Source organism: Nonomuraea sp. NPDC049152, assembly GCF_040648355.1.
Classification (GTDB): Bacteria; Actinomycetota; Actinomycetes; order Streptosporangiales; family Streptosporangiaceae; genus Nonomuraea.
The window spans coordinates 1-19,418 of sequence record NZ_JBEZDO010000045.1; the positions used below are offsets into that span (position 1 = coordinate 1).

The following is a 19,418-nucleotide window of genomic DNA, read 5'->3' on the forward strand; positions in this document are numbered from 1 at the left end:
ACACAGTCCTCGCCGATCAGGTCGGTGAGCAGGTCGGGGTCGTGGTCGATGAAGGCGCGGTTGAAACGGTCGATGACCTCGGTGGTGGTACGGAACGACATGCTGACACCTCATAGATAGAACGGTCGGTATAATGATGGATTAACATAGACTGGTTGATCTGCTGTCAACCGCTGGAAGGCGCCGTAGGGCGGTGCGGGCCGGGCCGCCAGGGCCGCACCGCCCGGCCCGTGGCCGCCGGGCGCGGGTTCCTCGACCCTGGCTTTGGACCGTCCTGTCTCGCCGCCCATGCCCGGCGGGTCTGGCCTTCTTCTCTGCGCGGCGGCGATCTTCCACTCCCCGTCGTCCTTCGCCAGGATGTAGAAGGGCCTGCCCTCGGGCTGGTCCTCGATGGTGCCGTCGAGCTGGACCGGCCGCTGGCGGACGTTGACGGCCGCCACGTCCGGGCGGACGAACAGGATGCGGACGACCTCGTAGCTGGCGGTCGAGTGCTTCATCGCGCTGGGCAGGACCTTGTAGGTGAACGTGTTGATCTTGCCCCAGCCCGACAGGCGTTTGCCGTGGCCGGTGGTCCAGACGGGGTCCTGGGTGCGGGACAGGCTCATGAACGCAGCGGGCAGTTCGTTCTGCTGGGCGTGCTCGACGTCGGTGACGAGCTGGACGATCGCGTCGACCTCGGCCTGCTACGCGTCGGCGGTGCCGAAAACCTGGATGCTCATTGCCTTCTCCTCATGGACAAGCGCTGTCGTGGTGCTGATCCGGGGGTGGTGCCGTCGTCCTACCGGTAGGAGCCTTCGCCGAGGTCGGCGATCGCGCCGTCGCGCTGGGGACGCCAGCCGAGCTTGTCGCGTGCGGCGTCGCCGCTGACGCTCTGGTCGAGGGCGAGGGCGTCGGCGAACAGGGCACCGAGGGCCTCACGCGCCTGGTCGAGCGGCCAGCCCTGCGGTTCCGCCTGGACGCCGGCGGCGCGTCCGGCCGCGGAAGCGAGGTCGTGGACGGCGACCGCGGTCTCGGTCACACCGTGCCAGAGCGACCCGGCGGGCGCCCGCTCCACTGCGGCGACGAACAGGTCGGCGAGGTCGTCGACGTGCACCATGGGCCAGCGCACCGCCTCTTCCCCGACGAACCTCGGCGCCGCGTGTTCGCGGGCCAGGCTGACCAGGAGAGCGGGAATGCCGCCACCCCGGCCGTGCACGATGCCCGGGCGGATCACCAGGGCGCGCACACCGCTCTCGGCGGTGTCGAGCACCTGACGCTCGATCGTCGGCCGGTATCCCACGATCGGGATGGGGTTGGCAGGGGTGTTCTCGTCAACGGGGCCGGGCCCGGTGGCTCCCAGCACCCAGACACCGCTGGTGTAGACGAAAGCCCGCCCGGTGCCGCGCAGCGGATCCGTCAGCGCGGCGATCGCAGCGGCGTCAGTCTCGGCGTCTCCAGTGGGCGTCGCCATGTTGATCACGGCGTCTATGTCGGGGGTCACCGCCTGGGTGAGCGAACGCGGATCGGTCAGGTCGCCGACACGCTGTTCACGTCCGTTCTCCGGGCGGTCGTCGGTGGCGCGGGTCAGTTCGACGATCTGGTGTCCGGCCTCGTCCAGGTGGTCCGCGACCGCCGAGCCGAGGTAACCGCTGGCACCGACAAGCAAGATCTTCATCAAGGTCTCCTCGAAAATTTCGATGTCGAAAACTTAAACCACGGCGTTCACAATAGTCAAATCCTTCGATGTCTAAGTGTTAGCCTCTGTGCAAGCCCACGCTCAGGACAGCTCAGGACAGGACTCACGATGACGACCGACGAACCCCACGACGGAGTGGACGTGATCATCAGCCAGTGGCGGACTGCGCGGCCCGATCTGGACTGTTCACCGATGGAGATCATCGGTCGCTTGTCCCGGGTCTCCCGCCTCCTCGAACGCGCCATCAGGGACAACTTCTCCGTGCACGGCATCGAGCCCTGGGAGTTCGATGTGCTGGCCACCCTGCTGCGCTCCGGGCCGCCCCACGTCCTCAGCGCCGGCGAACTCAGCGCGGCGGCGATGGTCAGCTCGGCCGCCCTGACCAACCGCATCGACCAGCTCGAGAAAAGGGGCCTGGTCGTCCGCGCCGTCGATCCGGCCCACCGGCGCCGCGTCCTGATCTCCCTCACCGATCAAGGGCTGAGCCTGGTCGACAGGCTCGTCGAGCATCACGTCGCCAACGAGCGGCGGCTCCTGGAGGGCCTGAGCTCCGCCGACCGCGACCAGATCCCCGTGCTCCTGCGCCGCCTGCTCGTCTCCCTCGGCGACACGGGGCCGGACACGTCCTCTCGGCATCGGCTGTGAAGCGGCGCCATGACATCACGCCGACTCCTCGGTCACATGATTAGGCGTTGTTTGCGGGACCGGGTTCCCGCGTGTGGCGCGGGGGTGGAGGCGGCGTTGTACGGGAACCGTCTATCCAGGGTCGTTCGACACCCCACTGCGGTTCTCCGAAGGCCTTACCGGTCTGGTGGCGGCGAACCTCCGGGGAAAGACCAGCGCTCTGGAACTGGTGACGTGGTGCCTGCGCCGCCAAGTGAGCGTCGATGGCCTCGACCACCACGGCGGCGGTCCGCGCGTCGCGCAGATCGTTCGGCTGGTGCAGCGCAGCGGCAAGGCCCGGCTGTTCGACGGCCGCAGCGGTGAGCCGTTCCAGTATCCGATCGCGCTCGGCTACATCCACATCCTGAAGCTGCTTTACCTGGTCGACGACAAGATTCACGCGCGGTCGACCGGTCCGTACTCGATGATCACCCAGCAGCCGCTCGGCGATAAGGCGCAGTTCGGTGGACAGCGTTTCGGCGAGATGGAGGTGTGGGCGCTGGAGGCCTACGGCGCCGCTTACGCCCTGCAGGAGCTGCTCACCATCAAGTCCGACGACGTTCTCGGCCGGGTGAAGGTCTACGAGGCGATCGTCAAGGGCGAGAACATCCCCGAGCCCGGCATTCCCGAGTCCTTCAAGGTGCTCATCAAGGAGATGCAGTCGCTGTGCCTCAACGTCGAGGTGCTGTCCAGCGACGGCATGTCGATCGAGATGCGCGACACCGACGAGGACGTCTTCCGCGCCGCGGAAGAGCTCGGAATCGATCTGTCCCGGCGTGAGCCGAGCAGCGTCGAGGAGGGTCTGAGCGCCTTACGGCTTCTGAGCGACGCCCACGATCGCCATCCGGGGCACCTCCGCCACGAACAGGCCAACCGGACGGACGCGTAACGGCCTGCCGTACTCCTGGCGCCGTTCCTGAACGCGTGAGAGGGCCGGAACCCGGCCCTCTCACGGGACGGTCAGTAGACTTCGATCTTGTTGGCGTTGATGTCGTCCAGGATCGCGATGATCCCGCTGTAGCGGGCGGCCGTGCCGGAGTCCACCGGCAGGGTCAGGGTCTCCTGGGCGTACAGCGCGGCGCCGCGGACGTTGCCCAGCTGCAGCGGATCCGTGATCGCCGTGCCGGCGTTGATGCGCCGGGTGGCCACGTTGAAGTACGTGCCCAGCAGGTGCTCGGCAAGCACGCTCTTCGGCTCGTTGTGGCCGCGGAAGGCCGTGGTGATCTCGGCCGCTGACAGAGCGCCGCTCTCGTCGGTGTCGTAGCGCTGGTCGGTAGCCTGGACGCGGGCCAGGAACTCGGCGGTCCACAGCTCGTCGTGGGTCTTCCAGAACCCCTTGGAGCGCGGGTCGCGGGTGGGCGGCACGGCCGTCACCGTCGTGGTGGCCGAACCGTTGACCGGGTCGAAGGTGCAGGCGCCGGTGGTGTTCTTGTAGGCAACCGAGACCTCGGCGGTGTAGGTCGTGCCGGGCAGCGCCAGCAGCGTGGGCCGGGCGGTGAAGACGATCGTCCGTTCACCCGAAGTGGCCGCGAGGGCGCCCACGTCCCAGGTGAGCTTGCCGCCCGTCACCGTGGTCGGCTTGGGTCCGCTGCCCTGGTCGAGGGCCTTGCTGTAGTAGACGCCGTCGGGAAGGGTGGCGATGACGGTGACACCGGAGGCGGCGCCGCCGCCGGTGTTGGCGTAGGTGATCGTGTAGGTGATCGCTTCACCGGCATTGACCGCGGGTGTCGCGGTCAGGCTCGCCGTCAGCACCGGGGCGTGCACGGTGGTGGTGGCCGCGGCAGTGTTGTCGCTGACGTACGGGTCGGGGATGCCCTTCTCGTCCACGCCCTTCACCGTGACGGTGTTGGTGAGCTTCGTGCCGTCGGCCGTCGCGCACGGCACCTGGTAGGTGAACTTCGGCGTGATCGTGTCGACCGCGCCGGCGGTCAGGTCGGGCAGGGAGCGTTCCTGCTTGACGCCGTCGGGCAGCGTGTCGGTGAGCTGGACGCTCTTGGCCGTCTCGGGGCCGAGGTTGGTCACGGCCACGGTGTAGCCGACGGTGTCGCCGCCCGCCGCCTCTTCCTGGTCGGCCGTCTTGGTGACCTTGAGGTCGGCCTTCTGCGACATGGCCAGGACCGTGCTCTCGGTGAGCTCCCGAGGCATTCCCGGCCGGGCGCCGTCGAGGAAGAACGTGCCGTTGAGCCGGGGGTTGTACTGGATGTTGGCCCAGTCGTCGAAGCCGTCCAGCTGCTGGTCGGCGCTGGCGGCGCTGCAGCCGAACTCGTTGGCCGGGTCGATGGACTCGATGAAGTTGATGTCGGCCTCGATGTCGGTCTCGTTCGGGCCGTTCTTCTCGTTCCAGTCGAGCGGGAGGCTGTTGGCCGTACGCACCCGCAGCTTGCCGCCGACGCCGTAGACGGTGTCCCGGCCGGGTTTCGGTGTGCCGCCCACCCCGTTCTTCTCGTTGAGGTGCTCCTCGTCGAGGACGCCGAAGGCGGTGCCCCGGGCCGTGCTGGAGTAGTCCAGCGGCCTGTCGGTGTCGTTGTTGGCGAACTGGAGAGTGTAGTTCATCACGCTGAGATAATTGGGCTTGCAGTTGGTGATGTCGTCGCCGCCGTGTCCCAGGCCGAGCGTGTGCCCGAGCTCGTGCATGAACGTGGCGGCCTCAGCATTCCTGCGGCCCTGGATGGCGCTCATCGACGTGCCGCCGAACGATTGGAGCGTCACCAGGAGGTCGTTGCCGCCCCGCGGGGCGGTGCCCGACCATTCGGCGATGCCCGACGACTCGTTGTCGTCGTTGGTCGTGGAGTCGTACTCGACCGTGTCGCCGAAGATCGCGTAGCGGAATGCCTCGCGCTTGGCCGCCAGGATGTCCGCGCAGTCGGGGCTGTTGCGATCGGCCACGGTACCGAAGTGGCCGTCACAGGGAGCGCTCTTCTTGCCCGACTTGAGATCGTTGAAGTCGTCCTGGTCGTTGGATCCGTCCGTCTCGAAGAGAAGCTTGGACACCAGCGGCAGATTGCTCTCGTCGACGGCCGCGTGCAGGTTGACGCCGCGGTACAGGGTCTTCTGTTCGGGCGGCGCGTTGGGGTCGGGATTGGGGTAGGGGTCGACGGGCGCCTTGGCGAAGGCCGCGATGACGTCGTCGAGCGCGCCGTTCTGCGGCGCCCGCCCGTTCATCGCGTCCACCTCGACGAACAGGTCCTTCCGGTACGGCACGGCGCCGTACGGCGGATCGCCCAGAGGCAGCTCGACCGCGCCCCCGTTGACGTTGAGCCCCTGGCCCGGCGTCTCCCACGTGTTCATGAGGCCGTCGCCGTCACTGTCGGCCTCCCTGGCCACGTTGAGGCAGTGCGGCGTGGTGATGGTGAAGTAGCCGCGTGCGGAGTCCTCCCCGGAGGTCTCACTCTCCCCCGCCAGCGTCGGCATGCCCGCACCCTGCTGCTCGGTCAGGTTGCCGCCGGTGAAGACGCAGGTGTCCAGGTTGAACGACAGGTCCAGGTAGTCGCCCGTCTTGGCCCAGTGGATGACGTCGTCCTGGCTCAGGTCGTCCTGGTCCCACAGCTCGAGATGGATGGGGACGGAATTCTGCGAGGTGTCGACGGCGACCTTGTGCACCCAGTTGGTACGGAAGTCGGACCCGTGGGCGCAGCAGTAGGCGTCCTTGCCGTCCCACAACTCCTCATTGCCGATCTTGAACTTCGGATAGTAGTCGTTGCCGCAGGCCTCGCCCACACCCTCATCGCACGAGAGCTCGACGACCCGGTAGAGGTGGACGGTGACCTCCACCGTCGCGGCCTGGGCGGGAGCAGTGCCGAGATACGCCAGCACCAGGAACGACGCGACGAGCGCGCGCAGTAACAGACGCATGTTCCCCCCTCGGAAACGGAAAGCACGGCGAACGTATCCGGAGGATCACGCGCAGTCATGAGTACACCCCTACTCACCTCTCCCTCAGCGACCTCTGATCGATCGTTGAGAGAGCTTCCGACTCGGCCGCCCAGAATTCTGGGCATGACAGATATCGCACGTTGCTCGCCGCCACCGCCCTGCCCACCGCCGCCGAGGCGCGGGTCTCGGGCCCGTTCCGGCTCGGCGTCGCCTTCGGTGACCCTCCCGGACGGGATGGTGCTCTGAACGCGGCTCGCCGTGGATCCCGTTATCCGGTACATGCTCAGACCAGCCTGGCCGGACATGATGACGATGACCTGCGGGGATGTGGTGGCGCGGTGTGTTTCGGGCGTACTCCGGCTGTCCCCCCACTTGGTCGCGCAGGCCAATGTCCAGGCCATCTACTTTGCGTGTTCCGACAAACTTGGGCGCTTCACCCCCTGCGACCATGTCGGGCATGGATGTCGCAGAGAGGTTGTCTGACCTGGTGCACTCGTCGGTGCGGCCGGGGGGTCCCGGGCTCGCGATCGGGGTCTACTCCGACGGAAGGCTGATCCGCCACGCCGCTGCCGGAATGGCAAGCGTGGAGTTCGAGGTGCCGATCGACAGCGGGACGCGGTTCGACATCGCGTCGATGAGCAAGCAGTTCACGGCCACGGCAGCCCTGCTGCTGTGCCGCGACGGGCGGCTCTCGCTGGACGACGACATTCGCAAGCACCTGCCGGAGCTCGAGCTGTCCGTGCCGGTGACCGTCGCCCAGTGCCTGCGTCACACCGGTGGCCTGCGAGAGTGGCTGTCCCTGTCCATGCTGGCCGGCCGGTCGCTGACCCGGATAACGCAAGCCCAGGCGCTGGCCTTCGTCGCCGGGCTGGCCGAGGTCAACTTCGAGCCGGGCACCGACTTCTCCTACTCCAACACCGGCTACATCCTCGTGACATCCGCCATCGAACGGATCACCGGGCAGTCGTTGCGCGCGTTCACGACCGAGCGCATGTTCGCCCCGCTGGGCATGACCGACACCCACTTCCGTGACGACAGCCAGGAGCCGCTGGCGAGGTACGCCTACGGCTACGGCGTCTCGGAGCAAGGGGCGCGCCGCGCGGACACCGAGGAGTGCGCCGTCGGCGATGGCATGATCGTGACCAGCGTCGCCGACCTGGGGCCATGGTTCGGCTTCCTCCACGACGGCCGGGTCCTCGGCGCTGACATACGCGACGCGCTGCTCGAACGGGACGACACGGATGCTCCGTATGCCCTCGGCATCTACCACACGACGGTCAGCGGGCAGCCCGCGTTCGGCCATGCGGGCGGCGCACCTGGCTACCACTCTCAGCTGCTCCTCCTGCCCGAGCAGGGCATCGGCATCGCGGTGCTGACCAACAACACCTCGATCGACCCCGGCAGGGTCGGCTACCAGGCGCTGCGCCTGGCCGCCGGGCTGCCCGACGAGGCCGAGCCCGCCCTCATCGCAGACCAGGCGGCGGCCGAGGCGCTGAGCGGGTTCTGGTGCGACTCGGGCACCGAGACGACGTTCCAGGTCGAGCAGGCGGACGACGGCAGGATCACGCTGACCGGCGGCGGCCACCTCTCAGGCACGTTCGCGCTTACGAGTGACGGGACCTGGCACGGTGAGGACAACCGGCTGCACGTGATCGATGGCGAGATCATGGCGGGGTCGATCTACGCCCCGGGACGGGCCCGCGCCTTCCTGCCCTGTGCGGCGCCGGTCGAAGGCGCCAGGCTGCCCGCGGCCGTCTACCTCAGCCCCGAGGTCGGAACCCTGGCCACGATCACCGACGAAGGTGTCCTGGAGCTCGGGCTGAGCCTGGTGGCGCTGATCGAGCCGGCCCCCGACGGCTGCTTCTCCGCCGGCATGGCCACCCTCCGCCCGGACGGCGACGACCTCCTGGTCAGTGTCCCCGGCACGTACCGGCTGCGGTTCGTCCGCCAGCCCGACGGCGCCCGCCCGGTCGGTGTGCCGCCCGGGCTCAACCTCACGACCTAAGCGCGTACGAACTGACGCCACGGTGCTGGTGAATGCCGCCGCCCAAGGCTCAGGCTCGATCGTCAACGTCACCTCCATGTCGTCCAGGAAGGGCTACGCCGGCCGGTCCGACTTCGCCGTCGGCAAGGCCGGCGCGCACCTGCTCTCCCACTGCCTCGCCGACGAGCTCGGCCCCTCCGGCATACGGGTCAACTGCGTGGCGCCCGGCTGGATCGCCAGCGAGGTGCTCGACGAATGGATGCGCACCAGGGCGGCGGCCGAGGGCGTGCCGTTCGAGGAGATCCGCGACCGCGACGTGCGGGCCATGGCCCTGCGCCGCATCGCCACCGAGGAGGAGGTCTCGCGCGCGATCATCTTCCTCGCCTCCGACCAGGCCAGGGCCGTCACCGGCGCCACCATCGACGTGAACTCCGGCCAGCTGTTCACCTGACCGGCGACCTGGTTACCGTGGAGGGTGACGGCACCCCCGGCGTCGCCATGCACCTGCCGCCTGCCGGAGAGGAGCACGAGCCCGGATGAGCCGCTACCGCACGTCCATCGGAAGCTCGGACGAGAACACGATCACACTGCTGGGCCACGACCTGCCCGGGGAGCTGATGGGCCGGGTCGGATTCGGCGAGCTGGTCTTCTGGCTGGTGGCCATGCGCCGGCCGACGCCCGGCGAGCTGCGGCTGTTCGAGGCGGTGCTGATGGCGCTCGCCGACCACGGCTTCACGCCCGCGGCCATCACGGCCAGGCTCACCCTGACCAGCGCCCCCGAGTTCTACCAGGGCGCGCTCTCGGCGGGGCTGCTCGGCGGCGCCTCGCGCTTCCATGGCGCGGCCGAAGACTGCGCGCGGTTCCTCTCCCACGCCCTCGCGGAGGGCCTGGACGCCCCTGAGGCCGTGGCCGCCCGCAGGCACATCCCCGGGCTCGGCCATCCGGTGCACACGAACGGCGACCCGCGAACGCCGGTGATCTACCAGATCGCCCGCGAAGAAGGCCTGTACGGCAAGCACATGCGCTTCCTCGAGGAGGTCGCCGCATGCCGTCCCGACGAGTCGATCAACGGCGCGGGAGCATGCGGCGCTGCCCTCGCCGACCTGGGCTTCCCCGTCGAGGTCATGCGCGGCTTCGCCCTGCTCGCCTGTACGGCGGGCCTGCTCGGCCACCTGGCCGAGGAGCAGCGCCGCCCGATCGGCCCGGACATCTACCGCGACATCGAACAGTCCGCGGACTACCTGGATCCGGAAGAACAGGTTGAGGTACCGGTCGGCCACGGCGAAGGCGCCGCGCACGGTGCCGGCGTTGCTCCTGCCGAACGTGGTGGGCACCATGCTCCCCGCGTCGAACTCGATGACCGCGGGTAGTGCGGGCCGTTCGTCTCAGCTGGGGTTCGGGCAGGGTGGCTGGAACGGGACGTCAGCCACATGCTTCCGCCATTCCGCCTCGGTGATCGCGTCCCCCGACTCCCGGCAGACCCTTGCCGCGATCCGCGCCGGATCCACCTCCCACAACCGCACATCGCCTCCGGCGCTGACCAGCGTGCTCCCGTCCGCGCTGAAGGCCAGGTCCGTGTAACTCTCCCCTGGGCTGTTGACGGCGATGTGGCCACGCGGGCGCGCCGGGTCCGTGATGTCCCAGAGCCACAGCTGGCCCGCCCCGGTCCCCACCGCCAGGACTTTGTCGCGCGGGTCGAAGGCCACGGCGAAGATCCTGCCGTCGGGCCCGGTCAGCGGCGCGCTCACGAGAACGGGCTGGGCCGGGCCGGTCACCTGCCACAGCCTGATGGTTCCCGAGGCGTTGCCCGCCGCGAGCATCGTGCCACCGTGGCTGAAGGTCACCGACCGGACGTCGTCTCCCATCCCTGTCATGAGCGTCGCGCCGCGTACCGGTCGGGCCGGGTCGCGCACGTCCCACAGGGCCACCACGCCACCCTGCGTCGCCGTGGCCAGCCTGCGCCCGTCCGGGCTGAACGCCACGGCGAAGACCTGCCCGGAGTCCGGGCTGAGCGTGCCGAGCGCCCGCAACGTGCGCGCGTCCCACAGGTGCACCGTGCCGTCGTCGCTGCCGGCCACCAGCAGCCTGCCGTCCGGGCTGAACGCGACACTCTGGATGAGCGCGGTCGGCCCGAGCAGGGATGCGCGGCGAACCGGCCGCCGCGGGTCGGTGATGTCCCACACGAGCACGGCGTTGCCGAGGCGGGTGCTGCCTGCCAGCGTGCGCCCGTCCGGGCTGACGGCGACCGTACTGCCCATCCTGTCGTACGGCGGAGGCGCGGTCAGCGGCGGGCTCACCGGCACGGGCCGGCGTCCGGCCACGTCCCAGAGCCTGATGTCACCCGCGGCGGCGGCCAGCAGGGTGGAGCCCGCGCGGAAGGCCACGTTGTCGATCGGGTGCTCGGTGGCTTCGATCATCGGACCCGGCAGGTCCCACACCCTGGTCACGCCGTCGGCCCCGTTGGTGATGACGAGGCGGTCGCCGTTCCTGAACAGCACGGCGGTCACCGGCTCGGGGTGCGGCAGGGCGCTGACGACCCGCCCGGAGGCCACGTCCCACACCCGGGCGGTGTTGTCCGCGCTCCCGACTCCGAGCAGCCGGCCGTCCGCGCTGAAGGAGACCACGTTGATCCACACGCTGACCTCGGCGACCAGCGGTTGCCCGAACGGCTGCGGCCGGTCGGCGCGGGTCGTGTCCCACAGCCGCACGGAACCGTCGTTGCTGCCGACGGCGACCAGTTTGTCGTGGTAGGCGATGGCGTTCACCCGGCTCGGCAGTGCCAGCGGCGGCCCGGCGCGCCTGACGGCAGTGGGGTCGCTGGTGTCCCACAGCTGTAGCGCGCCGGCCGTGCCGGTGCCGTTGCCCGCGGCCAGCACCCGCCCGTCGGGCCGGAACGCGAGAGCGCGGACGGCGCCTTCGGGGCCGGTGAGCGGGGGCCCGAGCGTGGATGTCCGCAGGTCCAGGAGCCGGATCGTGCCGTCGCGGCTGCCGATGGCCAGGGCCTGCCCGCCGGGGCTGAAGTCGAGCGCGTAGACGGTGTCGGCCGGGCCGCTCACCGGGCCGCCCAGCGGCCGCGGGTGCGCGGGGTCGGCGACGTTCCAGAGGCGGACGGTGCGGTCCTTGCCGCCGGTGGCCAGGACGCGGCCGTCCGGGCTGAACGCAACCGCGTAGATGGGGCCGGCGTGGCCGGTGAGCGGGGCGCCGACCCGTGTGGGGCGGCGCGGGTCGGTCAGGTCCCACAGCAGCACGGTGCTGTCGGTGACGGCCGCGCCCGCGGCGGCCAGCAGCCGTCCCGACGGGGAGACGGTCACCGCCTGGAGCGCCCGGCCCGGACGGACCAGCCGGGTGACCGCGGGCGCGCCGGCGACCTCCACGAGTCCGGACCGCGCCTCGAGTGTCGGCGCGATGCGATGGGCGGCCACCGCCAGCTGGGCGGCGAGCACGGGATCGGTGCCCCGCAGCCGTGCCGCCGTCATCGTCATGGTCCTGGAGATCGCCACGTCCCGCGCCTGGTCGGCTTCGACACGTTTCCACTGGGAGTAGGCGGCCAGGCCGCCGGCGAGTACGGCAAGCACGGCCAGCGCCGCCAGCAACTGGTAGAGGTGGCGGTTCCTCCGGCGGTGCTGCTGGACGCTCACGTCGAGAAACCGCTGCTCCAGCGGGTTCAGCTGGGCGCGGTGCGCCGGATCGCCGGCCCATTCCCGCGCCGCCTCCAACTGCCCGCCCCGGTAGAGCACGCCGGAGTCGCGTTCGCTGGACTCCCATAATCGGGCGGCTCTGGTGAGCTGCCGGAACACGCGCAGCCCAGCCCGGTCCGCGTCGATCCATGACCGCAGCCGTGGCCAGGCGGACAGCAGGGCCTCATGGCTGATCTGCACGGTGTCCGCGTCCACGGTCAGCAGCCGGCGCTCCACGAAGTGGTCGAGCACCGGCTCGACCTCGTCGGCCAGCTCGTCGCGCCTCACTTTGCGCCGGGTGTCGGCGGTGTCGGTGCCGAGGTGGGTCAGCCGCAGGAACAGCTGCCTGGCGAGCTCCTGCTGGTCGGCCGTGAGCTCGGCGTAGACGGACTCGGCGGTGGTGGCCACCGCTGCCTGGAGACCGCCGCTGGCCCGGTAGTGTTCCACGGTCATCCTGCGGCCACGGCAGTTCTCCCAGGTGGCCAGGAGCGTGTGGGACAGCAGCGGGAGCGCGCCCGCCTCGTGCGGGGTGATCTCACGCAGGAGCAGTTCGACCAGGCCGGAGTCGATGTCGACGCGGGCGCGGCGGGCCGGCCCCTCGATGGCCTGCCGCAGCTGGCTTTCCGTCATCGGGCCGACCACGAGCTGGCGGGACTGCAAGGCGCTCGCCAACGCCGGGTAGCGCAACGCGTGCGGGTAGAAGTCCGCCCGCATGCCGACCACGACCGGAGTCGTGCCCGCCAGGTCCGCCAGCTCGCCGACGAACCGCAGCCGGTCGCCGTCCTGCATGTCGGCGGTGAAGATCTCCTCGAACTGGTCGACGATCACCACCCCGTCCGCCGGCTCAGGGAACGGGCGTTCGCCGGGGGTCAGCAGCACCCAGGACGGCAACGCGGGAATCAGCCCGGCGCGTAACAGCGACGACTTGCCCGACCCCGACGGCCCCACCACCATGGTCAGCCCCGGCGACATCTGGTCGACCAGCCGCCGGGTCAGCTCCTGCCGTCCGAAGAACCAGTCGGCGTCCTCCGGTCGGAAACACTCCAGCCCCCGGTAGGGCGGCACCTGATCGTTCGGCCGTGGGCCTGGGACTCGCCGTACCCGCAGCAGCGCCAGCACCCACCGCTCGCGCGCTTCCGGTTCCGTGACGCCGCACGTGATGAGGACCTTCTCGTACTGATCGGTTTGCGAGGCGAGCGGCACGTTCGCCCCGCGGAACCACCCGCCGAGCGTGCCGTACGGCATGTCGACGGCCTTGCCCAGCTCCCTGATCGTCTTCCGGGCCGTGTTGCGCAGCAGCGTCAGCTCGCGGGCCAGATCCTCACGAGTGACGACCCGGTCAGGGTCGGGCCGGGCGACGTCCTGATCTGAACCATCGGTCATGCCACCCTCCGTGGAGCTGGCGCAACATCGCCCCAAGTGTGACGGACTCATGAATCCTGTGCGAGCTTGTGCGGAGATTCCCCGGCCCGTGGTCGCACACCTCGCAAGCCGCTTTCACTGGCCTTGTCCAGCAGCCACAACCTGCTCACGAAGCAGGCCGACAGCACGGGGAGAGAAATGCACAACCGCATCAAGCGAGCCCTGGTCGTGCTCGCGACGTCGCTCTTAGCCGCCACGGCGCTGTTCGCCGCCGGCCCGGCGCCGGCCAGTGCCGAACCCTGGGGGTGGCGCTGGTGCGCCCCCAGCTACGTCGTCCTCGACTGCGTCGTCAACCAGGCCGGATCGCGGTCCGGCAGCATCGAGCCGCACAACCCCGAGGGCTGGCTCCACGTGAAGTACAACTCGGCGACCGCGGCGGCGTGCTACCTGCACTTCTGGTACACCGACCGGACCACCGGGTCGGAGCGCTACTTCGGCGGCCGGTGGGCGTTCCCGTACCGGAGATCCACCGACATCACCGGGCTCAACCCGTCGCGCTTCTATGACGTCCGCGTGTCGGCCGTCAACTGCGCCGCCTACGTGCGGGTCCAGAACTACACGTAGAAACTACAAGTAACAATCGCGAGGGACAGCCCGGGGCGGGCGGACCTGCCCCGGGCTCACTCACGCCTCCCTGCGGTCGGGTCCGGCGGCCGGTTCCCTCTCGCCGGCGGCCGCCGTGACCGGTGTCCATGGGCTGGCGCTGCATTGCCGGTATCGCTGGTAGAAGCCCCTGGCGTGTGCGTACTGGCCGGTGGTGAACCAGGTCAGCTCTGGGTGACGGGCCTCCAGCCGGCGTAGGGCGAGGGTCCCGAGTCCGCAGAACTGCCAGTCGGGCGAGAAGCTGATCTTAAGGAGGAGACCGACGCCGCACGGCTCGCATACCTCGTATCGGACGTGGCCGAGCGCATGTTCATCAGCGGCGACGATCGAGAACTCGTAGAAGGAGGTCTGGGCGTCGGAGGGCAGCCTCGGGCGGCTGGGCTGGGCGATCGCCTGCGTGATCGGCCTTCGAGGAGGCTGGGGGCAGGAATTGGCGCTAGGAACCTGATCTTCGTTTCAGTTCGATGACGAGGGGTGTTTGCCCTGGTGGGTGGGTGCGGCTTCGCCCCCGGCCGCTCAGCGGATGGCGCAGAGCTGGACGCTGTCCTGGTCGCCGCCGGAGTCAGGCCGATCCGCTCCCCCCGCATACCGGACCCAGTCCGCCCTGCTGAGCTGCCACTGGGACGTGGAGCAGACGAACCCCGCCGGGTCGGCGGCGATCGCCGCCAGGTCATGCAGATCCCACAGCGAAAGCCCCCGGTCAGGGCTCGCCATCAAAGCGATACGGCCGTCGGCGTTGAGCGCCACGGAACCGACGTCCTGCGAATGTCCCCGCAACCTGGCCGGCTGGACCGGCCGATGAGGATCGGAGAGATCCCAGAGAAATCCAGTCCCGCCGGCCCCCGCCATCAAGGCCGTTTTCCCGTCCGGCGTCACGGCCACGTCGTACATGTCGATCGGAGGCACGTCCAGCGCGGCCGTGTGGACCGGGCGTGCGCGATCATCCAGTCTCCAGACATCGGCCCGGCCCGCGTTCGCCACGACGATGGTCCGCCCGTCCGCGCTCATCGCCGTCGCCTCCGCGAAGTCCTCGGGAAGGGCCGGCTCGGCCTTCTTGACCGGATGCGCGGGATCGGCCAGGTCCCAGACCGTCACACGTTCGGATTCGCTGGTGACGGCGCTCCGGCCGTCCGCGCTCAGTGCCACATCCCGGATGTCCGAAGCATGCGCCTGCGTCGACGACAGCCGCCGGGGATGAGAAAGGTCAGTCAGGTCCCACAAGGTCATCGCGCCGGCGAAGTCCCCGATGACCGCGATACGGCCGTCGCGGGACAAGGCCAGCGCCTCGACGCCCTGGTATTCGCCCTTCCCCGGTGCGGGCAGCGTGGCCAGGCGGGCCGGACGGTCCGCATCGGTCAGGTCCCACACGCTGGTGGTGCCGTCGGCGTCGCCGGTCAGCGCGGTACGCCCGTCGAACGACAGCGCCAACGCCCGCACGTCACCCTCACGCTCCTCCTTCAATTCCACCGGCCGTGATGATTTCTTGTCGTCGAGCCAGTCTTCGACATTCAAGGCGTACACGCCGTCCTCGTCGGAGAACAGCGCCGTCTTCCCGTCGCCCGTGAGGGCCACGTCCAGGACGGCGTGCGGATTCAGGGTGTACACGTCGGTGCGGCGCCACTCGACCAGCGTGTCGATCAACGCCGCCCGCGTCTGCTCGTCCGAGTGGATTTTGACCGCGGCCAGCCCGAGATTCCGCGCGCGAGCACCGTCGTCCTCGCGCAATTCCGCGGCGGCCAGCGCGAGCCTGCGGGCCAACGCGACCCGCTCGTGCGCCTTGGCCTGGTCGTGTTCGCGTTTCACCCCGTATCCCGCCACCCCCACGGTGACCACCAGTAACGCGGCGAGCACGAGGGAAAGAGCTCTCCCTCGGCAGCCTCTCCGGGACGGCTCGCTGGGGGGCTGCGACGACACCACGACCTCATTTCCATCGGACCAAGCTCCACGACTTACAGCGGCGCATACTTCTTCTCTGCGACGTGCGCCCACTCCTGCTTGCAGCCGGAGAAGAACCTCGTACCCCATCCTCTGCACTCACAGCAGTGGAATTCCATGATCATCGCTATTTCTGCACTCAGCCTCCTCGAAGGCCGATCGCTTCCGATCTGGCGTTGACGGCCGCGGCGTACAGGCTCCAGCCCAGGTTGGTATCGAGGGTGGCGATGGTGATCTCCGCCCAGCCGGAGTACGTGGCAGGCCTGCGCGATGTCGGACCAGGAGGATCCGTCTGCGCGCAGGCTCTGCACCGCGTGGCGCAAGGCCGTGTCGTAGCGTAGGCGCGCCTCAGCGAGCGTGTCGAGTTCGGCCGACTGTGGGCTCACCTGCACGGGCGGGGCCGTTGAGGTGCCGAACCGCAGCGCCAGCGCCTGGCGCGCGCTGGCTTGGAGTTCACACAGCGTACGGCCGTGGACGACGACGTCATGCGCACCGGCCCGCGTGATCCACCGCCGTTCCCGTCGAACGGCCGGCAGGACGATGGCGCCCCCGTCGGCCGCGAGTTCGGCCGTGGATACAGCTCACGACGGTACGGGAGACCGACACCCACGTCCTGTACGAGGCCGCCGCCCGCCAGTTCGTGCTGCCACGCGGAGACCTGCCGGCCGCGTGGCTGACGAGGTCATCACGATCCTGGAGGCGGGCGCGTGACCGAATCGACGCCAATGGATCAAGTTCGACTCCTCGCTAACGTGACCCGTGCTCGTCAGGGCAAGACCAACAGCCGAATGCCGACAGCGTCGGAACCTGTGAACGGAGTGTCCTCATGGCCGACCCGAAACGTGACGTCGACCAGCATGATGAAGAGTCGCTGATCGGTGACGGCGTCACCCAGGGGATCGTGCGGGTGGGGGACACCGTTCGCCGCCCGGTCCGGCCCTTCACCATGACGGTCCAGGCATACCTGGCGCACCTGCACGCCGCCGGTTTTTCCGCGGCTCCAGTCCCCCTCGGTCTCGACAGCCAGGGACGCGAGATGTTGTCGTTCGTTCCCGGTGACGTTCCCCGCGAGCCGCTTCCACCAGAAACGGCGGGGGAGGAGGTCCTGATCGAACTGGCGCGGCTCGTCCGGCGACTGCATGACGCCGCTCAGGCTTGGGTGCAGCCCGCAGACGCCGTTTGGGGAGGAATCCCCGGGGCACAGAGCACGGCTTCGACTCCTGACGGCGAGCCGCTGCTGGTTGGCCACCGCGACTACTGCCCCGGCAACGTTGTCTTCCGTGACGGTCTGCCTGCGGCGCTCATCGACTTCGATTTGGCCAAGCCGACCACAAGGGTCGACGACATCGCCAACGCGCTCTACTACTGGGCGCCGCTTCTGCACCCCAAGGACAGGGCGCCCGCCTTCATCGACCTCGACATCCCTCACCGCGTCGCCGTGTTCGCCGATGCCTACGGCATGACCGCCGATCAGCGCCACGCACTGGTTCCCGCGGCGACGCGCATGATCGGCCGCTTTCACGTCAACATGCGCGCCGCGGCCCAGACGGATCCGGCGTTCAACCGCATGTGGGACGAAGGGGTGAAGGATCGGTTGCCCCGGGCCGAGGCCTGGATCCACGACGAAGGCCCGGCCATCACCGCCAGGCTCACCGGCCGGTGACAGTTACCGCTGGTAGTCACACCCGGCGTGTGACTACCAGGTTTAGTTGGCGACTGTGAAGCATCCGACCTTGGAGTTCAACGTTGGTTCCAAGCGATGGTTGGCGGCTGCTCCGAGGCTTACTTGGCGGAAACGTACACGATCTTCGGTCGCGACCCGCCGAAAGTTCCTCGAAAGAAATCCGGGAGGCGGCGTCGGATCAGGACAGAGGTGTTCGTAGTAGGGGTGAGTGGTCGCCCGCGAGGGGTGCCCCGAACCACAGGAGATGATCCGAGATGCAGTACATGGTTTCCGTGATCTTTGACAAGGCCGGCTTGGCCACCCCGGACGAGATGGCTGCGATCGACGTGTTCAACGACCGGCTCGTAGCCGAAGGCCACTGGGTCTTCGCCGGCGGTCTCGGGGCACCCAGCACGGCCACTGTGATCGACAACCGGGGTGGGGAGGCGCTGTTCACCGACGGGCCCTTCGTGGAGTCGAAGGAGTTCCTCGCCGGCTTCTGGATCATCGAGGCCGCGGACCTCGACGTGGCGCTCAAGCTCGCCGCTGAGGGGTCGAGGGCCTGCAATCGGAAGGTCGAGGTGCGGCCGTTCCTGTGAGCGTGATCGACGTCCGGGAGGCGATCACCCAGGCCCACCACGAGGAGTGGGCGCGGGTGGTCGCCGCCTTGACCAGGCGTTTCGGTGACCTCGACATCGCCGAGGAGGCGGCGGCCGAGGCGTTCGCGACCGCCGTCCAGCGGTGGCCGGCCGACGGCGTACCTCCCAATCCCGGCGCCTGGCTGACCACGACCGCCAACCGCAAGGCCATCGATCGGATCCGGCGCGAGAACAAGCGCGACGACAAGCAGAAGGAGGCTCAGATGTCGTACGACGACCCGCCCGAGCCTCTTGGCCCGATCGATGACGAGCGGCTCCGGCTGATCTTCACCTGCTGTCACCCGGCGCTCGCGATGGAGGTCCGCGTGGCGCTGACGCTGCGCATGGTCGGCGGTCTGACCATGGCCGAGATCGCCCGTGCCTTCCTGGTGCAGGAGAGCGCCATGGGGCAGCGGATCACCCGCGCGAAGGCCAAGATCAAGGCGGCTCGCATCCCCTATCGGGTGCCGTCCGCGGAGGATCTCCCGGGACGCGTCTCCGGTGTACTCGCCGTCCTCTTCCTTGTCTTCAACGAGGGCTACCTGGCCACCGGCCCCGACACCGATCCCGTACGTCACGACCTGACCGCCGAGGCGATCCGGCTCACGCGCCTGATTCGTGCCCTCATGCCGACCGACGGTGAGGTGGCCGGGTTGCTGGCGCTGATGCTTCTCACCGAGGCCCGCCGTACCGCCCGGATTTCGCCGAGCGGCGAACTGGCCGCCCTCGACGAGCAGGACCGTGGGGCCTGGGACGCGGCGCTGATCGCCGAGGGCCATCGGCTGGTACGCGAGCGCCTGGCCGCCGGTGTGGCTCCGGGTCGCTACCAGATCCTCGCAGCGATCAACGCCGTGCACACCTCCGCCCGCGACGTACGCGACACCGACTGGTCGCAGGTCGTCGCCCTCTACGACCAGCTCGTCCGCCTCGACCCCTCGCCGATCGTCGCCCTCAACCGGGCCATCGCGGTCGCCGAGCTCGACGGCCCGGAGGTGGCACTGGCGGCCGTCGACCGTCTCGAGGACGCGTTGGCGGGCTATCACGCCTACTACGCGACGCGCGCCGACCTGCTGCGTCGGCTGGGCCGCAGTCAGAAGTCGCGCGCGGCGTACGACAAAGCCATCGAGCTTGCAGGCAACACCGCCGAGACCGCTTACCTGACACGCCGCCGCGACCAGCTGGGGTAGTGCCCCAGCCGCCAACCAAGGCTGGGACCGCCAACTAAAACGGGGAGTCACAGTCGCGACACCCGTTTCGCAGGCACACTGGCCAACTCAAGCGCTAA

15 protein-coding genes and 1 pseudogene are annotated in these 19,418 nt (G+C 69.3%); 10 read left to right on the forward strand and 6 right to left on the reverse strand.

Annotation, left to right across the window (positions count from 1 at the left end; all coding sequences use genetic code 11):
• Positions 1-110: 110 nt before the first annotated feature.
• Positions 111-665, reverse strand: a complete 555-nt coding sequence (locus tag AB0B45_RS46685; RefSeq protein ID WP_358144790.1) for an SgcJ/EcaC family oxidoreductase — start codon at positions 663-665, stop codon at positions 111-113.
• On the opposite strand from AB0B45_RS46685, the gene AB0B45_RS46690 reads away from it, so the two are divergent.
• The gene (locus AB0B45_RS46690; RefSeq protein ID WP_358144679.1) at positions 636-788 is read left to right on the forward strand and encodes a hypothetical protein; all 153 of its coding nucleotides are present in this window, start codon (positions 636-638) and stop codon (positions 786-788) included. The two genes, AB0B45_RS46685 and AB0B45_RS46690, sit on opposite strands and share 30 nt — an antisense overlap.
• Here the strand turns inward: AB0B45_RS46690 and AB0B45_RS46695 are convergent.
• Positions 779-1,654, reverse strand: a complete 876-nt coding sequence (locus AB0B45_RS46695) for an NAD-dependent epimerase/dehydratase family protein (RefSeq protein ID WP_358144681.1) — start codon at positions 1,652-1,654, stop codon at positions 779-781. The two genes, AB0B45_RS46690 and AB0B45_RS46695, sit on opposite strands and share 10 nt — an antisense overlap.
• Before the next feature lie 129 nt (positions 1,655-1,783).
• Here AB0B45_RS46695 and AB0B45_RS46700 point away from each other — a divergent pair, with 129 nt between their 5' ends.
• Together AB0B45_RS46700 and AB0B45_RS46705 are read left to right on the forward strand one after the other, a co-directional pair.
• Complete coding sequence (locus tag AB0B45_RS46700) at positions 1,784-2,320, forward strand: MarR family transcriptional regulator (protein ID WP_358144682.1); 537 nt, start codon at positions 1,784-1,786, stop codon at positions 2,318-2,320.
• Positions 2,321-2,627: 307 nt separating this feature from the next.
• Positions 2,628-3,227 (forward strand): annotated as a pseudogene (locus AB0B45_RS46705) (hypothetical protein); the annotation flags it as partial.
• 71 nt (positions 3,228-3,298) lie between these two features.
• On the opposite strand, the gene AB0B45_RS46710 reads toward AB0B45_RS46705, so the two are convergent.
• Positions 3,299-6,190: a DUF11 domain-containing protein gene (locus AB0B45_RS46710; protein ID WP_358144683.1), complete on the reverse strand. Its 2,892-nt coding sequence runs from the start codon at positions 6,188-6,190 to the stop codon at positions 3,299-3,301.
• Between the two features lie 478 nt (positions 6,191-6,668).
• Between AB0B45_RS46710 and AB0B45_RS46715 the strand changes: the two genes are divergently transcribed.
• From AB0B45_RS46715 to AB0B45_RS46725, 3 genes are all read left to right on the forward strand, one after another.
• Positions 6,669-8,216: a serine hydrolase domain-containing protein gene (locus tag AB0B45_RS46715; protein ID WP_358144684.1), complete on the forward strand. Its 1,548-nt coding sequence runs from the start codon at positions 6,669-6,671 to the stop codon at positions 8,214-8,216.
• A 28-nt stretch (positions 8,217-8,244) separates the two neighbouring features.
• A complete protein-coding gene (locus tag AB0B45_RS46720) occupies positions 8,245-8,646 on the forward strand; it encodes an SDR family oxidoreductase (RefSeq protein WP_358144792.1) in 402 nt (133 codons plus the stop codon).
• Between the two features lie 85 nt (positions 8,647-8,731).
• A complete protein-coding gene (locus AB0B45_RS46725; protein WP_358144685.1) occupies positions 8,732-9,565 on the forward strand; it encodes a citryl-CoA lyase in 834 nt (277 codons plus the stop codon).
• Positions 9,566-9,580: 15 nt separating this feature from the next.
• On the opposite strand, the gene AB0B45_RS46730 is transcribed toward AB0B45_RS46725, so the two are convergent.
• On the reverse strand, positions 9,581-13,255 hold the full coding sequence (locus AB0B45_RS46730) for a hypothetical protein (protein WP_358144688.1): 3,675 nt from the start codon (positions 13,253-13,255) through the stop codon (positions 9,581-9,583).
• Positions 13,256-13,432: 177 nt separating this feature from the next.
• Here AB0B45_RS46730 and AB0B45_RS46735 point away from each other — a divergent pair, with 177 nt between their 5' ends.
• Positions 13,433-13,858: a hypothetical protein gene (locus AB0B45_RS46735; RefSeq protein WP_358144690.1), complete on the forward strand. Its 426-nt coding sequence runs from the start codon at positions 13,433-13,435 to the stop codon at positions 13,856-13,858.
• A 60-nt stretch (positions 13,859-13,918) separates the two neighbouring features.
• Here the strand turns inward: AB0B45_RS46735 and AB0B45_RS46740 are convergent, their stop codons facing one another.
• Together AB0B45_RS46740 and AB0B45_RS46745 are read right to left on the reverse strand one after the other, a co-directional pair.
• Entirely contained in the window at positions 13,919-14,299 is a 381-nt protein-coding gene (locus AB0B45_RS46740; RefSeq protein ID WP_358144794.1) for a GNAT family N-acetyltransferase, read from the reverse strand.
• A 114-nt stretch (positions 14,300-14,413) separates the two neighbouring features.
• A complete protein-coding gene (locus AB0B45_RS46745) occupies positions 14,414-15,748 on the reverse strand; it encodes a hypothetical protein (RefSeq protein WP_358144691.1) in 1,335 nt (444 codons plus the stop codon).
• Positions 15,749-16,658: 910 nt separating this feature from the next.
• Here AB0B45_RS46745 and AB0B45_RS46750 point away from each other — a divergent pair.
• From AB0B45_RS46750 to AB0B45_RS46760, 3 genes are all read left to right on the forward strand, one after another.
• Entirely contained in the window at positions 16,659-17,495 is an 837-nt protein-coding gene (locus AB0B45_RS46750) for an aminoglycoside phosphotransferase family protein (RefSeq protein ID WP_358144692.1), read from the forward strand.
• A gap of 275 nt (positions 17,496-17,770) precedes the next feature.
• Positions 17,771-18,094, forward strand: a complete 324-nt coding sequence (locus AB0B45_RS46755; RefSeq protein WP_358144694.1) for a YciI family protein — start codon at positions 17,771-17,773, stop codon at positions 18,092-18,094.
• Positions 18,091-19,320 (forward strand): DUF6596 domain-containing protein, encoded by a 1,230-nt coding sequence (locus AB0B45_RS46760; protein ID WP_358144696.1) that lies wholly within the window; start codon positions 18,091-18,093, stop codon positions 19,318-19,320. The genes AB0B45_RS46755 and AB0B45_RS46760 overlap by 4 nt, the downstream gene beginning before the upstream one ends.
• The last annotated feature ends 98 nt before the right edge of the window (positions 19,321-19,418 follow it).

Bases quoted from the DNA above. Each gene is read 5' to 3' on its own strand.
- AB0B45_RS46750 (WP_358144692.1), top strand. From the start codon at position 16,659: ATGGCCGACCCGAAACGTGACGTCGACCAGCATGATGAAGAGTCGCTG.
- AB0B45_RS46755 (WP_358144694.1), top strand. From the start codon at position 17,771: ATGCAGTACATGGTTTCCGTGATCTTTGACAAGGCCGGCTTGGCCACC.
- AB0B45_RS46715 (WP_358144684.1), top strand. From the start codon at position 6,669: ATGGATGTCGCAGAGAGGTTGTCTGACCTGGTGCACTCGTCGGTGCGG.
- AB0B45_RS46725 (WP_358144685.1), top strand. From the start codon at position 8,732: ATGAGCCGCTACCGCACGTCCATCGGAAGCTCGGACGAGAACACGATC.
- AB0B45_RS46700 (WP_358144682.1), top strand. From the start codon at position 1,784: ATGACGACCGACGAACCCCACGACGGAGTGGACGTGATCATCAGCCAG.
- AB0B45_RS46695 (WP_358144681.1), bottom strand. From the start codon at position 1,654: ATGAAGATCTTGCTTGTCGGTGCCAGCGGTTACCTCGGCTCGGCGGTC.
- AB0B45_RS46710 (WP_358144683.1), bottom strand. From the start codon at position 6,190: ATGCGTCTGTTACTGCGCGCGCTCGTCGCGTCGTTCCTGGTGCTGGCG.
- AB0B45_RS46735 (WP_358144690.1), top strand. From the start codon at position 13,433: ATGCACAACCGCATCAAGCGAGCCCTGGTCGTGCTCGCGACGTCGCTC.
- AB0B45_RS46730 (WP_358144688.1), bottom strand. From the start codon at position 13,255: ATGACCGATGGTTCAGATCAGGACGTCGCCCGGCCCGACCCTGACCGG.